This is a genomic window from Mesorhizobium sp. M1403 (assembly GCF_040317695.1).
Classification (GTDB): domain Bacteria; phylum Pseudomonadota; class Alphaproteobacteria; order Rhizobiales; family Rhizobiaceae; genus Mesorhizobium.
Map to the genome: position 1 here is coordinate 1 of NZ_JAMYKY010000054.1, position 14,792 is coordinate 14,792.

Annotated in this window: 14 protein-coding genes and 1 pseudogene; 8 read left to right on the plus strand and 7 right to left on the minus strand. The window is 62.6% G+C overall.

Translation table 11 applies throughout. From position 1 onward, the window contains the following. Nucleotides 1–105: 105 nt before the first annotated feature. The 4 genes and pseudogenes from NKH01_RS34005 to NKH01_RS34020 form a co-directional block, all read right to left on the minus strand. Nucleotides 106–354 (minus strand): annotated as a pseudogene (locus tag NKH01_RS34005) (ATP-binding cassette domain-containing protein); the annotation flags it as partial. After that, entirely contained in the window at nucleotides 351–1,181 is an 831-nt protein-coding gene (locus tag NKH01_RS34010; RefSeq protein ID WP_023722306.1) for an ABC transporter permease, read from the minus strand. The pseudogene NKH01_RS34005 and the gene NKH01_RS34010, both read right to left, overlap by 4 nt. Further along, nucleotides 1,178–2,164, minus strand: a complete 987-nt coding sequence (locus NKH01_RS34015) for an ABC transporter permease (protein WP_353024621.1) — start codon at nucleotides 2,162–2,164, stop codon at nucleotides 1,178–1,180. Before NKH01_RS34015 ends, NKH01_RS34010 begins: the two co-directional genes overlap by 4 nt. A 282-nt stretch (nucleotides 2,165–2,446) precedes the next feature. After that, nucleotides 2,447–4,057 carry an ABC transporter substrate-binding protein gene (locus tag NKH01_RS34020; protein WP_353024622.1) on the minus strand — a complete coding sequence of 537 codons (1,611 nt, stop codon included), beginning with the start codon at nucleotides 4,055–4,057 and terminating at the stop codon, nucleotides 2,447–2,449. Between the two features lie 364 nt (nucleotides 4,058–4,421). Here NKH01_RS34020 and NKH01_RS34025 point away from each other — a divergent pair, with 364 nt between their 5' ends. Further along, a complete protein-coding gene (locus NKH01_RS34025) occupies nucleotides 4,422–5,609 on the plus strand; it encodes a M24 family metallopeptidase (RefSeq protein WP_352484965.1) in 1,188 nt (395 codons plus the stop codon). Nucleotides 5,610–5,621: 12 nt separating this feature from the next. Here the strand turns inward: NKH01_RS34025 and NKH01_RS34030 are convergent, their stop codons facing one another. From NKH01_RS34030 to NKH01_RS34040, 3 genes are read right to left on the minus strand one after another with little or no spacing between them, the layout of a single operon-like run. Next, a complete protein-coding gene (locus NKH01_RS34030; RefSeq protein WP_023722310.1) occupies nucleotides 5,622–6,041 on the minus strand; it encodes a cupin domain-containing protein in 420 nt (139 codons plus the stop codon). Nucleotides 6,042–6,057: 16 nt separating this feature from the next. Then, on the minus strand, nucleotides 6,058–6,897 hold the full coding sequence (locus NKH01_RS34035; RefSeq protein WP_353024623.1) for a phosphoenolpyruvate hydrolase family protein: 840 nt from the start codon (nucleotides 6,895–6,897) through the stop codon (nucleotides 6,058–6,060). Nucleotides 6,898–6,908: 11 nt separating this feature from the next. Next, nucleotides 6,909–8,105: a Tm-1-like ATP-binding domain-containing protein gene (locus NKH01_RS34040; RefSeq protein WP_353024624.1), complete on the minus strand. Its 1,197-nt coding sequence runs from the start codon at nucleotides 8,103–8,105 to the stop codon at nucleotides 6,909–6,911. 107 nt (nucleotides 8,106–8,212) lie between these two features. On the opposite strand from NKH01_RS34040, the gene NKH01_RS34045 reads away from it, so the two are divergent. The 7 genes from NKH01_RS34045 to NKH01_RS34075 form a co-directional block, all read left to right on the plus strand. Then, nucleotides 8,213–8,908, plus strand: coding sequence for a TetR/AcrR family transcriptional regulator (locus tag NKH01_RS34045; RefSeq protein WP_023722313.1), 696 nt, complete (start codon nucleotides 8,213–8,215; stop codon nucleotides 8,906–8,908). Between the two features lie 359 nt (nucleotides 8,909–9,267). Continuing rightward, nucleotides 9,268–10,584, plus strand: a complete 1,317-nt coding sequence (locus NKH01_RS34050; protein WP_353024625.1) for an ABC transporter substrate-binding protein — start codon at nucleotides 9,268–9,270, stop codon at nucleotides 10,582–10,584. 73 nt (nucleotides 10,585–10,657) lie between these two features. Then, entirely contained in the window at nucleotides 10,658–11,563 is a 906-nt protein-coding gene (locus NKH01_RS34055; RefSeq protein ID WP_352847300.1) for a carbohydrate ABC transporter permease, read from the plus strand. 1 nt (nucleotide 11,564) lies between these two features. Further along, nucleotides 11,565–12,524: a carbohydrate ABC transporter permease gene (locus NKH01_RS34060; RefSeq protein ID WP_023722316.1), complete on the plus strand. Its 960-nt coding sequence runs from the start codon at nucleotides 11,565–11,567 to the stop codon at nucleotides 12,522–12,524. Continuing rightward, the gene (locus NKH01_RS34065; protein WP_023722317.1) at nucleotides 12,521–12,742 is read left to right on the plus strand and encodes a hypothetical protein; all 222 of its coding nucleotides are present in this window, start codon (nucleotides 12,521–12,523) and stop codon (nucleotides 12,740–12,742) included. Before NKH01_RS34060 ends, NKH01_RS34065 begins: the two co-directional genes overlap by 4 nt. Next, nucleotides 12,739–13,842 (plus strand): ABC transporter ATP-binding protein, encoded by a 1,104-nt coding sequence (locus tag NKH01_RS34070; protein ID WP_352484972.1) that lies wholly within the window; start codon nucleotides 12,739–12,741, stop codon nucleotides 13,840–13,842. Before NKH01_RS34065 ends, NKH01_RS34070 begins: the two co-directional genes overlap by 4 nt. Beyond that, on the plus strand, nucleotides 13,842–14,792 hold a 951-nt coding region (locus NKH01_RS34075), incomplete at its 3' end, for an ABC transporter ATP-binding protein (protein WP_353024626.1). The genes NKH01_RS34070 and NKH01_RS34075, both read left to right, overlap by 1 nt.

Below are 14,792 nucleotides of genomic sequence, written 5' to 3' on the forward strand. Positions count from 1 at the left end.
CTCGTCGCCCCCCCGCCGAGGCACCCGCGCCGAGCTCAGCTAACGCGGTCCCGCCCGCCCCCCCCCGGCCTGCCGCGGGCGCGCTCTCACCCGCCCCCATCAGGGGGGTGTCTTGGCACCAGACATTGGCGGCGGGCGCAAGAGCCAATCGATGCGGCCTTCGATCCTGGCAGAACCCGGCAGCAGCCCGGCAATGGCAAGCGCCAGCGTGCTCTTGCCCGAACCGCTCTCGCCGATGATGGCAAAGCGCTCGCCGGCGGGAATGTCGAGGCTGACACTCTTTAGTGCCGTCACCTCGGAGCCATCGCGGCGATAGGTCACCGTCAGATTGCGGATCGAAAGCAGCGCCGTCACGACAGGCCCCTCCTCACCGCCGTCGTCTCGACGACGCCTTCGCCGGCGAGATACACACCTAGCACCGTGAGCACGAGTGCTATTCCCGGAACGATCGACAGGAACGGCGCGGTGCGCAGCACGGCACGGCCTTCGGCGATCATGCCGCCCCAGGTAACGCGGTTGGGGTCGCCGAGGCCGAGAAAGGACAATGCCGCTTCGGTGAGAATCGCCGCGGCGACGATCACCGACGACAATGCCAGTACCGGCGGCAATGCGTTGGGCAGCACCTCGCGAAAGGCGATCTCCAGCGGATGCATGCCGATGACGCGGGCGCCCGCTACAAAATCGCGCTCGCGGATCGACAGCACTTCGGCTCGCGCCACGCGTGCCGGTCCGGTCCAGGCGCCCAGTGCGATCGCCGCGACGACGACGCCGAGCGACGGCCCGACGATGCTGACGAAAGCCAAAGCCAGCAGAAAAGCTGGCACGGTCTGGAAAGCGTCGGTGATGCGCATCAGCACTTCGTCGATAAGGCCGCCGGCAAAGCCGGCCAGCGTGCCGATCACTGCGCCGACGGCAAGGGCGGCGGCGGCGGCCGCCAGGCCGACCGCCAGCGAGGTGCGGGCGCCGTGGAAAAGCTCGGCCAGCATGTCACGGCCGAGGCGGTCGGTGCCTAGTGGAAGCGACCAGTCCTGGAACGGCGGCAGCAATGCCGGCCCGGCAATGGCCTGCGGATCGCCGGGAAAGAACAAAGGTGCGGCAAGCGCCACGGCAAACAGCGCCGCCAGGATGACAATGCCGGCGATCGCTTCCGGCGTCCGGAGAAAACGGCGAAGCGGGTTCACGCGCCGGCCTCATTGGCTCCGACGCGCGGATCGAGGACGGCGTAGGCGATGTCGACGAGAAGGTTGATGATGACGACCAGAACGGCGCTGACGAGAATGATGCCGAGCAGCAACGGCGTGTCGCGTGCCGCCACCGCTTCCTGCGCCAATCGGCCAAGGCCTGGCACCGAAAAGACGCTTTCGATGACGACGCTGCCGCCCAGCATTTGCGCGGACTGCAGGCCAAGCATGGTGACCAGCGGCAACAGCGCGTTGCGGGCGACATGGGCGAGCACGACGCGACGGCGGGAAAGTCCCCTGGCGCGAGCGGCGAGGACAAAATCCTGCCGCCAGACCTCGGCCATGCCGGCGCGCGTCATGCGCAGATAGAGCGCGAGATAAATGAAGCCGAGCGCGGAGACCGGCAGGACGAGATGGCGGGCGATGTCGCCAGCGCGATCAAGGCCGGTCCTGGCCGAGGCGATGCTCTCGATGCCGCCGATCGGAAACCAGCGCAGGTCGACGGCAAAGACGATGATCAGCACCAGCCCGAGCCAGAAGCCCGGTATGGCATAGACCGCCAGCGAGCCGATAGACAGGAAGCGATCACGAACGCTGCCGGGTCTGGCGCCGGCATAGATGCCGAGCACCGAGCCGAGTCCGAAGGAGAGCGCGGTGGCGCTGCCCATCAACAGCAGCGTGTTGGGCAGGCGCTCGGTGATGACATCGCGGATCGGCCGCGAAAAGGTGACGGACTGGCCAAGGTCGAGATGCAGCAGCGCCCAAAGGTAATTGGCCAGCCGCGTCAGCTCAGATTGGTCGAGCCCCCAGCGGTGACGCAACAGCTCGATCATGCCGGCGTCGCCGCCGGTCGAGACGATGTAGGCATCGACCGCATCGCCGGGAGCGGCTTCGAGCAACAGGAAGGTGCCGATGACGACAATCAGCAACACGAAGATGCTGCCGACGAGGCGACGGCGAAGGAGGGTGAGGGCGCGGCTCATGGCGGCGCCGGGTGCTTGGCGCAGTGGCAATTAGGAGATGCGGTGTTTCTTCCCACCCCCCTCTGTCCTGCCGGACATCTCCCCCGCAAGGGGGGAGATCGGATGTCATTAGCGATTTCGCCAATCTTCAACGCAGCAGGCAAATAAGCCGACGTTGCGGCCAGCCAATCTCCCCCTTTGCGGGGGAGATGTCCGGCAGGACAGAGGGGGGTGTGAAGGAACTCGGTATTTGACCAAGTTTCCACACGGATTCCGGCGCGAATTTTCATCCGCCAGAATGTGTCACGATTCTAAATAGGTGTCCGCCCAGTTCGACACCGCCCAGCGCGGGGTGTTGGCGATGTTCTTGACCGTATCGCGGGCGACGCTGATGAAACTCCATTCGGCGACGTTGATCAGTGGCAGGTCGGCGGCAACTTTTCTCTGGAACTCCTTGTAGAGTTCGGTGCGGGCGGCGGTGTCAAGCGTCTCCGATGCCTTGGCGATCAGAGCGTCGAGATCGGCGTTCTTGTAGCCGCCCTGGTTGGAGAAAGGCACCCCGTCGGGAATGCCGCTCTGCACCAGGATGGTGGTCGAGATCGCCGGATCGCCGCGGAACACCGGCGGCCCGACCGCAAGGTCGAAGGCGTGGTCGGTGTAAACCGCCTTGATATGCGCGGCAGAGTCGTTGTTGACCAGCTGGGCGTCGATGCCGATGGCGGCGAGCGCCTGACGAAGATAGTCGCCGAACTGCTTGGTCTCGTTGAAATAGGGCGCCGGCAGCAGTTTCAGCGAAAAGCGCTTGCCATCATCGCCTCGGCTGTAGCGGGCCTCGTCGAGCAAGGCGTTGGCCTTGGCGACGTCGAAAGCATAGGTCGGCACGTCGGCGGTGTAGAATTGCGGGTCGTTTTTCGGCACCGGGCCGGTGGCGGTGGCGGCATAGCCGAGAAACACCGTCTTCACGACGAAATCCTTGTCGATAGCGTGAGCGATCGCCTGGCGCACTTTCAGGTCGGCCAGCTCCTTGCGGCGATGGTTGATCTCGACGACCAGTTGGTAAGTCAGCCCTTCGTATCCTTTGGTGATCACCTTGAGGCCGGGCACTTTGGAGATGCGGTCGAGATCGGCCAGGGGCACGGCGGAGAAGGCGGCGAGCTGGATCTCTTCGGCCTCGAGCGCGCTGGCCGCCGACGTGCGGTCCGGCAGCACCTGATAGATGATCTCATCGAGATAGGGCTCGTCCTTGCCCCAATAGTCGGTGTTCTTCTCCAGCCGGTAATATTCGCCGGGCTTGTATTCGGCAAATTTGAACGGTCCGGTGCCGACCGGGGCGTTGTTGGCCGGGTTGTCCTCGATCTTTCCGGTCTCGTAGATGTGCTTGGGCACCACGCTGCTCAGCGCCGGCAAGGCGTTGCGGATCAGCTGGAACGGGGTCGGCTTGGCGAATTTGAACACGGCGGTCGCCTCGTCCGGCGTGTCGACCGCCTCCAGATCCTTGAACACGGTGCGGCCGAGATTCTGCAGCGGTTTCCAGACCTGCAGCGCCGAGAAGGCGACATCGGCTGAGGTGAAGGGCTTCCCGTCATGCCATTTGACGTCCTCGCGCAGTTTGAACGTCACCGACAGGCCGTCGGCGGCGCCTTCCCAGCTGAGCGCCAGCCGTGGCTCGAGCCCGTCCTTGCCGCCGAAGGAGGCCTCGGCCAAGGTTTCCACGATCTTGCTCGAGATGAAGAAGACGCCGTTCGAGGCGACAATCGCCGGATTGAGATTGCGCGGCTCGGAATCAGCGGCGACAACCAGTCGTCCGCCCTTTTTCGGCGTCTGCGCCCAGCCGATCGTCGGCATGGCGGTGGAGGCCAGCAGCAATGCCGAACCCGCAAGCATCGTACGCCTGGAAATGGTGAACTCTGGCATGATCGAACTCCGTCCTCTCCGCGACCCGGCCGGGTGCGCCGTACCCCTCGGACGCTCGTGAGCATCCTGCAAAGCTGATTATGGCCCTTGTCCGGGGTTTCGCCAGAGACGGAATTGGCGCATCCTCACGTGGCTTTGAAATTTCCGTCCGCTGGACCAGTTACAGGGAAGCGGTCCAATGCGCTGATCTGGCCGGACCAGATTAGACCATGCCGGTAGCGGAATGAGCTTTTGGCGCCCGCTCGACCCATTCTGGCTGGACCAGACCGGGCAAAATGATGCAGATTTGAGGGGAGCCAAGGCTCTAAAACCAGAAAGGCCGGCGCCACGTGCGGTCGGTCATGGCACTTCAGGGAGAGAGACAATGAACGTTGCTCCGGGCAAGAATGTCGTCGGCAGCGTGCCGTTCGACCAGGCCAGGGTGGACGGGCTGATGGAGGAAGCCGGCATCGACGTGCTGCTCGCCACCTCCAAGCACAACACGCAATATCTGCTTGGCGGCTACAAGTTCATCTTCTTCGCCGCCATGGATGCGATCGGCCATAGCCGCTATCTGCCTGTCGTCGTCTACGAGAAAGGCGGGCCGGAGCATGCCGCCTATATCGGCAACCGCATGGAGGGCGGCGAGCACCAGAACCATCCGTTCTGGACGCCGACGCTGCATGCCGCCTGCTGGGGCACGCTCGATGCCGCCAACCTGGCGGTCGAGCATTTGCGGAAGATCGGCAAGGGCAATGCCCGCATTGGCATCGAGCCCGCCTTCCTGCCGTCCGACGCCTATATGCTGATCCGCAACGCGCTGCCGGACGCCAAGCTGATCGACGCCACGCACATGCTGGAGCGCATGCGAGCAATCAAAACCGAAGCCGAGCTGGAGAAGCTGCGCATTGCTTCGGAGCTGATCACCGATTCCATGCTGGCGACCATCGGCTGGGCACGCGAAGGCACAACCAAGAGCGAGATCATCGAACAGCTCAGGCGCGAGGAGACCAATCGCGGCGCGCATTTCGAATATTGCCTGTTGACGCTAGGCTCCAGTCACAACCGCGCGGCCTCGCCGCAAACGTGGAAGAAGGGCGAGGTGATGTCGATCGATTCCGGCGGCAACTACCACGGCTATATCGGCGACCTTTGCCGCATGGGCGTGCTGGGTGAGCCTGACGCCGAACTCGAGGATCTGCTGGCCGAGATCGAGACGGTGCAGCAGGCGGCCTTCTCCAAGGTAAAGGCGGGCACGCTGGGCGGTGACATGATTTCTCATGCCGAAGGCGTGCTGAAGAAATCCAAGGTTGCGGCCTATACCGATTTCTTCGCGCATGGCATGGGGCTGATCACGCACGAAGCGCCGTTCCTGATGACCAACCATCCGGTGACCTATGAAGGCACCTATGCCGCAAAGCCGCTGGAGAAGAACATGGTGCTTTCGGTCGAGACGACCATGCTCCACCCGACGCGCGGCTTCATCAAGCTGGAGGACACGGTGGCGGTGACCGGCGCCGGTTACATTATGTTCGGCGATCGGGGTAGGGGCTGGAACAGGGGCGGGGCTTAGGCGCCGTCTATCTCAATTCCCACCTGACGGCAGCAGCCTGAAATCCGGCAGGTCGCGCAGTGCCAATTCGGGCCCGGCCGGCGAATAGACGACGAAAAGCTGCATCGGCGCGTCGCCGGTATTGAGCGTCGAATGGAAGCGGCTTTCCGGCACATAGATGGTGCAACCGGGGCCGACCTTCTCGACGACCGGATTGCCCTTCTCGTCTTCGACCATCTGCTCGCCATTGCCTGAGATGACGAAAATGATCTCCTCGGCACCCGGATGGTTATGACGCGTATGGCCCTTGCCCGACGGCAGGTCGACGACACCACCGGAAAAGCGCTTCGCGCCGTTCACTTCGGGAGCGACCGTCAGCGACAGCCTGCCCCAGTCGAAGCCGAAGGCGCTGACGTCTTTTGGGTATACGAACACCTTGCTGTTGTCGGTCATCGTCTCACCCCTTCTTCTACGCAGCGCCGAACGTGACGGCCTTGAAATCCGCCGTTTGCCTGGCGATCGAAGCTTCCGCCGGCAGCCGTTCCATCGAACTCGCGCCGTAGAAACCGTGCAGGCCCTTGCAGCGCTCGAGAATATATTTGGCGTCGTCCGGCATCGAGATCGGCCCGCCATGGCAAAGCAGGATGATATCCTCGCGCACTGAGCGTGCCGCTTCGGCAATGGCGTCGATCTTCTTCACACAGTCGTCCAGCGATTTAGCCGAGGTCGCACCGATCGAACCGCCGGTGGTCACCCCCATATGGGCGACGACGATGTCGGCGCCGGCTTGTGTCATGGCGCGAGCCTCGTCTGGATTGAAGACGTAGGGCGTGGTCAACAGGTCGAGTTTGTGAGCCTCGGCGATCATGTCGACCTCGAGCCCGAAGCCCATGCCGGTTTCTTCAAAACTCTGCCGCATCTGGCCGTCGAACAGGCCGATGGTCGGAAAGTTCTGCACACCGGAAAAGCCCATCGTCTTCAACTCGGCCAAAAGCAGCGGCATGATGACGAAGGGATCGGTGCCGTTGACGCCGGCCAGCACCGGCGTCTTCTTCACTACCGGCAGCACTTCGTAGGCCATCTCCTTGACGATCTCGTTGGCGTTGCCATAGGCGAGCAGGCCGGCGGCCGAGCCGCGCCCGGCCATGCGGTAGCGGCCGGAATTGTAGATGATGATCAGGTCGATGCCGCCAGCTTCCTCTGCCTTGGCCGACAGGCCGGTGCCGGCACCGCCGCCGACGATCGGAACGCCGTCCGCGATCATCTTGCCGAATTTCTCCAGGATTTTCTTGCGCGGTATGGCGGCCATATCTTGGTGTCTCACTGTCTGGCGATGTCGAGGAAGGCCGTTGTGGCGGCCCAGGCGAATTCGGGGTCGTTGATATGCAGCGGCAGGCGCAGAACGCGCCGCGTTTTGGCGGGTTTGATGGTGCGCTCGATCGCCTCGAACAAAGCTGCATCGGCTTCAGGGTCGAAGAAGGCGCCGCCTTCGATGTCGAGCGCCGACACGCCTTTCTCCGGAATGAGGAAACGAACCGGACCCTGGCAGAGGCTCAGCCTTGTACCGATCCATTCGCCGATCATTCTGCTTTCGTCGGCGGTGGTGCGCATCAGTGTGACGTTTGGATTGTGCTCATAGAATAGCCGGCCGCGATAGCGTTCCGGAATTGTTGGCGGCGCCCAGAAATTGACCATGTCGAGCGCGCCGACCGAGCCGACATAAGGCAGCCCGGTGCGGGCGATGGCACCAAAGCGATCGTCCGTCGCCGGCAGCACGCCGCCAAACAGCAAGTCGCAGACTTCGGTCGTTGTGATGTCGATGACGCCGGACAACAGGCCGCTGTCGGCCAATTTTTCCATGGTGCGGCCGCCGGTGCCGGTGGCGTGGAAGACCATACAGTCATAGGTGGAACGAAGCTCATCGGCGATCGCGGTCACGCATGGCGTGGTGACGCCGAACATGGTGAGGCCGAGCGACGGTTTGCCGTCGGGCGGCGGCGCCGGATTTGCCGCCATGGCTGATATCGCCTGGGCGGCATTGTGCAGCACGACACGGGAAAGCCGGTTGAGGCCGGCCATGTCGGTCACCGACGGCATCATGACGATGTCGGAGACGTCGACATAAGGCGCGGTGTCGCCGGAGGCCAAGGTCGAAACCATGATCTTGGGCAGGCCGAGCGGCAGCGTGCGCATGCCTGTGGTGATGATCGAGGTGCCGCCGCCACCGCCGATACCGATAATCCCGGCAATATCGCTACGCGATTGAACAAATCGGGCAAAGGCGGCAGCCATCGCCGCCACTGCGGTGCCGTGGTCGTCGACGCCGAGCACGGCATTGCGACCCTCTGAATGGTGGCTGGCGACCTCGTCTGCCGAAACATCGACCGGCACGGTCGCGCCGCGTGTTCCGATGTCGACACGGGCAATCGAAGCGCCGGTTGCGGCGACCGCATCGGCCAGAAAAGCGAGTTCCTCGCCCTTGGTGTCGGCGGTGCCCACCACATAGATGCGCTTCATCGCGTTTCCCCGGTCCTGGGCGTGTTCGACGCTGCCGCCCCTTTGCCCGGCCATTCGACGGCGCGAAGGGCCATTGCAATTTTTTGAGACGCGCGTATCGTATTGACATGAATGTCTCACGTCAACAAGCGGCAACGGACGACGATGCCGGCCAGGGGCCGAACCCGCGGGTAGAGCGCGGGGCCCGCGCGCGCACCAGGCGGCTGATGCTGGAGACGGCGACAAAGCTGATGCAGGCGGGCGCCACGCCGTCGGTCAGCGAGGTGGCGGAGGCGGCGGAAGTCTCACGCGCCACCGCCTATCGGTATTTTCCGAGCCAGGCGGCGCTGGTGCAGGCGGTGGTCGATGAGGGGCTCGGACCGATCCTTACCTGGAAATCGAGCTCTGCCGATCCCGAGCGCCGGGTGGCCGAGCTGTTCGAGACCGCCATGCCGCGCATCGAGGCCTTCGAAGCGACGTTCAAGGCGGCGCTGAAACTGTCGCTCGACCAGTGGGCGCAGCGACAGGCAGGCACGTTTGACGGCGAACCGGCGTTCACGCGCGGCCATCGCGTCGATCTTTTGAAAGATGCGATTGCGCCACTCAAAGGCCGGTTGCCGCCGCGCGAATTCAAGCGGCTCGCGCAGGCGCTGTCATTGATCTTCGGTGTTGAGATGCTGATCGTACTGAAGGATATATGGGGATTGGACAGCCGCAGTATGATGTCGGTCGCGCAATGGGCCGCCAGCGCGCTGGTACGCGCAGCTGTGACGGAATCGATGATTGAAGGAGATGGGATCGCACCGATGACAGCCGCTAGATGACGCCAATCTGGTTCGACCAGATTTGCACCCTGCCTACTTATACTATTGGCGATGCAGCGGCCGAGGCAAGGCCCCTATGTATCAAGGAGTAGGAAAATTCAGGGAAAACAGGCAGATATCGCAGAAACCAACTTGTCTGCGTGTCCGCCACCGTCCAAGAAAGGGCTTGACGTTCGTCTGAAATTGGTAATACCAGATCAGGACAAATAAAGCGGATCAAAGGGTGAAGGCTAATATCCGTTTCGGTCGAACGAGGAGGCTCAAAAACCGGAACGGTGCCGTCACGGGAGGACTACCAGGGCCGGCCTCGCCGCCGGCTCGCATGACGCGGTAGAATGCGCACAAGGGAGGAAATCATTATGCGCAAGACAATGACCAGCTTGCTTGCTGGTATCGGCTTAGTGCTAGCCTGCGGAACGTCCGTCTACGCGCAGGAAAAGGAACTTACAATCTTCTGGGCGGAATGGGATCCGGCCAATTACCTGCAGGAACTCGGCAACGAGTACGAGAAGGAAACCGGCGTCAAAATCACGGTGGAAACCACACCGTGGCCCGACTTCCAGACCAAGGCCTTCACCGAGTTCAACGCCCATGGCGATGCCTATGATATGGTCGTCGGCGACTCGCAATGGCTCGGTGCCGGCTCGACTGGTGGCCACTATGTCGACCTGACCGACTTCTTCAACAAGCACAAGGTCGGCGACGTGATGGCACCGGCGACGGTGAAGTACTACGCCGAATATCCGGGCGGCAGCAGCAAGTACTGGGCCATTCCGCTTGAAGGCGACGCCGTCGGCTGGTCCTACCGCAAGGACTGGTTCGAGGATCCGAAGGAAAAGGAAGCCTTCAAGGCCAAGTATGGCTACGATCTCGACGTGCCGAAGGATTTCAAGGCGCTGCGCGACATCGCCGAGTTCTTCTACCGGCCGGACCAGAAAAAATACGGCATCGCCATCTACACCGACAATTCGTATGACGCGATGGCGATGGGCTTCGAAAACGCGCTGTTTTCCTTTGGCGGCGAGCTGGGTGATTATAAGACCTACAAGGTCGACGGCTTCATCAACTCCGACAAGGCGATCGCGGCGCTCGACGCCTACAAGGAACTCTACAAGTTCACGCCTCCGGGCTGGGCCAAGTCGTTCTTCGTCGAGGACAACCAGGCGATCACTGAAAACCTGGCCGCGATGAGCATGAACTACTTCGCGTTCTTCCCCTCGCTGATCAACGAGGCGTCGAACCCGAATGCCAAGAACACCGGTTTCTTCGCCAATCCTCCCGGCCCGAACGGCGACCAGTTCGCCGCACTCGGCGGTCAGGGCATCTCCATCGTTTCATACTCGCAGAAGCAGGGAGAGGCGACGAAGTTCCTGGAATGGTTCATCAAGGACGAGACCCAGAAGAAATGGGCAGCGCTTGGCGGCTACACCTGCAGTGCCGCCGTGCTCAAGTCGCCCGAATTCCAGAACGCCACGCCCTACAACAAGGCGTTCTACGAGACCATGTTCAAGGTCAAGGACTTCTGGGCGGTTCCGGAATATGCCGAACTGCTGCAGCAGCTCAACCAGCGCATCTATCCCTACATGATCGGCGGCGAAGGCACCGCCAAGGAGACGCTGGACGCACTGGCAGCCGACTGGAACGCGACCTTCAAGAAATACGGCCGCGGCCAATAAGTATGAGTTTCACGGAGGGGGCGTTCGTGCCTCCTCCGTTTCTTTTTCTGATTTTTGAACCGGGAGCAGGGTCTTGGCGACCACGATGATCACCACGCTGGACACGACCTCGCGGGCCGCCGCTCGCGGTCTAAGCGACATTTCGATCCGCAATCTCTTCATCATCCCGACGATCCTGTTTCTGATCGTCTTCAACATCTTCCCGCTGATCTATTCGCTGGGCTATTCGTTCACCGATTTCCGCGCCTCGACCAGCGCGGCGGCGAATTTCGTCGGGCTGCAAAACTATCGCGACCTGCTCAGCGATCCCTATGTCTGGTCCAACTTCGCCATCACCGCAAAATACGTCATCATCTCGGTCGCCGGCCAGCTGCTCGTCGGCTTCGGCGTGGCCATGCTGCTCAACCGCGACATTCCGCTCAAGGGCCTGCTGACGACGCTCCTGTTGTTGCCGATGATGCTGTCTATGGCCGTCGTCGGCCTGTTCTGGAAACTGCTCTACGATCCGTCCTTCGGCATCATCAATTATGCGCTGGGCCTCGGCACCTTCGAATGGCTGTCGGATCCGAAAATGGCGCTCTATGCGGTCGCGCTGACCGATATCTGGATGTGGTCGCCCTTCGTCATGCTGTTGTCGCTGGCCGGCCTGTCGGCCGTGCCCAAGCATCTCTACGAGGCCGCCGCGATCGACAGGGCCGGGCCGTTCTACACCTTCTTCCGCATCACGCTGCCGCTGGTCGCGCCGATCCTGATGATCGCGGTCATCTTCCGCACCATGGAAGCGTTCAAGACCTTCGACCTCGCCTATATCCTGACCAGCCAGCCGACGGCCGAGCTGATCTCGATCCGGCTCTACAAGATGGCGTTCCAGGAATGGCAGACCGGGCGCTCCTGCGCGCTCGCCTACATCGTGCTGATCATGGTGCTGGCGATCACCAACATCTATGTCAAATACCTCAACAAGGTGAAGGAGCGCTGAGATGGCCGCAGTCCGCACTTCTTCCGAAATCACCTTCAACCGGGTCGCCATCGTCGCCGTCCTGCTGGTGACGATCATCTTCCTGGCGCCGATCTACTGGATAGCCTCGACGGCGTTCAAGCCGCGCAACCTCGCCACCACCATTCCGCCGACGGTGGTTTTCCAGCCGGAGATATCGCCCTTCGTCAAGTTGTTCACCAAGCGTTCGCAGCTGCGCAGCCCGCCATCACCGGAGGAGTACGCGGCTGCGCCGTGGTGGGAGCGCGTCGTCTTCAATGGCGGCGAAAAGATCGTGCGCGACGGCAAGGGCCAGGTGCAGTGGTCGGGCTATCCGAGCCGTTTCATGAACTCGCTGATCGTTGCCATAACCTCGACCGTCCTGGCCGTCGGCATGGGCACCTTCACCGCCTATGGGTTCTCGCGCTTCAAGGTGAAAGGCGAGGCGGACCTGCTGTTCTTCATCCTGTCGACGCGCATGCTGCCGCCGGTGGTCGTCGCCATTCCGATGTTCCTGATGTACCGGGCGGTCGGCCTCAACGATTCCCATGTCGGCCTGATCATCCTTTACACCGCCTTCAACCTGTCCTTCTCGGTGTGGCTGATGAAAGGCTTCATGGACGAGATCCCCAAGGAGTATGAGGAGGCGGCCCTCGTCGACGGCTATACGCGCATGGAGGCCTTCTTCAAGATCGTGCTGCCCGAGGCCGCCACCGGCATCGCCGCCACCGCCGTGTTCTGCTTTATCACGGCGTGGAACGAATATGCCTTCGCACTGATCATGACCAGCCGCCGTGCCCAGACGGCGCCGCCTTTCATTCCCAGCCAGGTCGGCGCCGGCCTGCCGGACTGGACGGTGATTGCCGCCGGAACCTTCCTGTTCCTGCTGCCGGTTGCGATCTTCACCTTCCTGCTCCGCAACCACCTCTTGCGCGGCATGTCCTTCGGAGCGATCCGCAAATGAGTTTTCGCGACATCAATCAGAAATATCTTGAACCGGGCAGCCAGGTGCTGATGGTGCTCGGCATCATCGCGCTCTGCCAGCCATGGCACATGCTGCTGCACAGCTACGGCGTGACCATCATCCTGATCGGCCTGATCGGCTTCAACATCACCTCCAAGATCGCGCCGGAGGAGAAGGCCGGCACCGGGCAAGGGGCAAACCCGGGGGCACAGCATTGACCCAGATCGAGCTTCGCGGCGTCCAGAAATATTTCGGCGCCGTCCAGGTCATCAAGGACCTCAACCTGAAGATCGACGATAACGAGTTCATCGTGCTGCTCGGCCAGTCGGGCTGCGGCAAGACGACGACGCTCAGGGCCGTTGCCGGACTGGAGACGATCGACGGCGGCGACATCCTCATCGACGGCAAGCCGGTCCAGCACCTCAAGGCCGCCGACCGCGACATCGCCATGGTCTTCCAATCGTTCTCGCTCTATCCGCATATGAGCGTCTACGAGAACATCGCCTTTCCACTGAGGGCGACGCGCAAGAGCAAGGCCGAGATCGACAGCGAGGTGCGCTCGGTCGCCAAGACGCTGCAGATCAGCGATCTCCTCGCCAAGAAACCATCCGCCCTGTCGGGCGGCGACATGCAGCGCGTCGCGATCGGCCGAGCCTTGGTGCGGCGGCCGAAGGCGATGCTGATGGACGAGCCGATCGGCGCGCTCGATGCCAAGCTGCGCGAGGAGATGAGGGCCGAGATCAAGCGGCTGCACATCAAGCAGGGCTCGACCAGCATCTACGTCACTCACGACCAGATCGAGGCGATGAGCCTCGCCGACCGCATCGTCATCATGCATGAGGGCGTACTGCAGCAGGTCGGCTCGCCGGACGAGGTCTATTCGCATCCGGCGAATCTTTTCGTCGCGCAGTTTGTCGGCAGCCCGGTGATGAACGTCGCCGACGCTTCGGTGACCGAGAAAGCCTCGTCGGCCTCGGTCACGGTCGGCGATGCGGCCGCCGGCTTCGAATTCCCGCGCACCTTGCTGTCGAAGCTCAACGGCCATGCCGGCGGCCAGCTCGCGCTCGGCATCCGGCCGGAAGGCGTTCTCGTTCGCCGCGAAGCCGCCGAGGGGTTCTTGCCGGTGGAGACGCAGATCGTTGAGCCGCTCGGCTCCTTCGATATCGTCGACCTCAAGGTAGGCTCCAAGATGCTGCGTGCACGCACCAAGAGCGGCTTCATCGGCGGCCCCGGCGAAAGGGTCTTCGTCAGAATCGATCCCAGCCAGGCGCATTTCTTCGACACGGCGAGCGGCAAATCGCTGGGAGTGAGACTCTGATGGCCCACATCCAGCTCAAGAACATTTCGAAGAAATTCGGCAACCACACCGCTTTGACCGGGCTCGACCTCGACATCGCCGACGGCGAGTTCTTCGTCCTGCTCGGCGAGACCGGCGCCGGCAAGACGACGACGCTGCGCATGATTGCCGGCCTGGAAAAACCGAGCGAAGGCCAGGTCTTTATCGACGGCGTCGATGTCGCCGATTGGGGCGCGGCCGAGCGCGACGTGGCGCTGGTGCTGCAGCAATATTCGCTCTATCCGCGTTATACGGTGCGCGAAAACCTCGAATTTCCGCTGAAGCCGAAGATCCGCCGGTTGCCCGATGCCGAGATCAAGGATCGTGTCGACCGCGCTGCCAGGACACTGCGGATCGAGCATCTGCTCGACCGCAAGACCGACCGGCTTTCAGGCGGCGAGATGCAGCGCGTCTCGATCGGCCGCGCCATCGTGCGCAAGCCGCGGGTATTCCTGATGGACGAGCCGTTGTCGGCGCTCGACGCCAAATTGCGCGAGGCGCTGCGCACCGAATTGAAGAACCTGCAGATGCAGCTCGGCGCCACCTTCCTGTTCGTGACGCACGATCAGATCGAGGCGATGTCGATGGGTGACAAGGTCGGCGTGCTCAACCATGGCCGCATCGTCCAGACCGGCACCCCGTACGAGATTTACAACAATCCGCGCGACACCTACGTGGCGAGCTTCGTCGGCTCGCCGCCGATGAATCTCATCGACGGCAAGCTTGTTAACGGGCGTGCGGTGATGGCACCGCTGAATTTCGAATTGCCGTTTGCGGGGGGTGCCAAGACTTCGGGGGGTGCCAAGACGGGCGCGGGGGCCGCCCGGGGCCCCCGCGGGGTAGGGTTTAGTGAACACGGCGGGGTTATAGAGACCCCCCCCCCCCGCGCGGCGCGGGGGGAGGGCCCGAGGGACACAAGGGGGGGTGTTTTT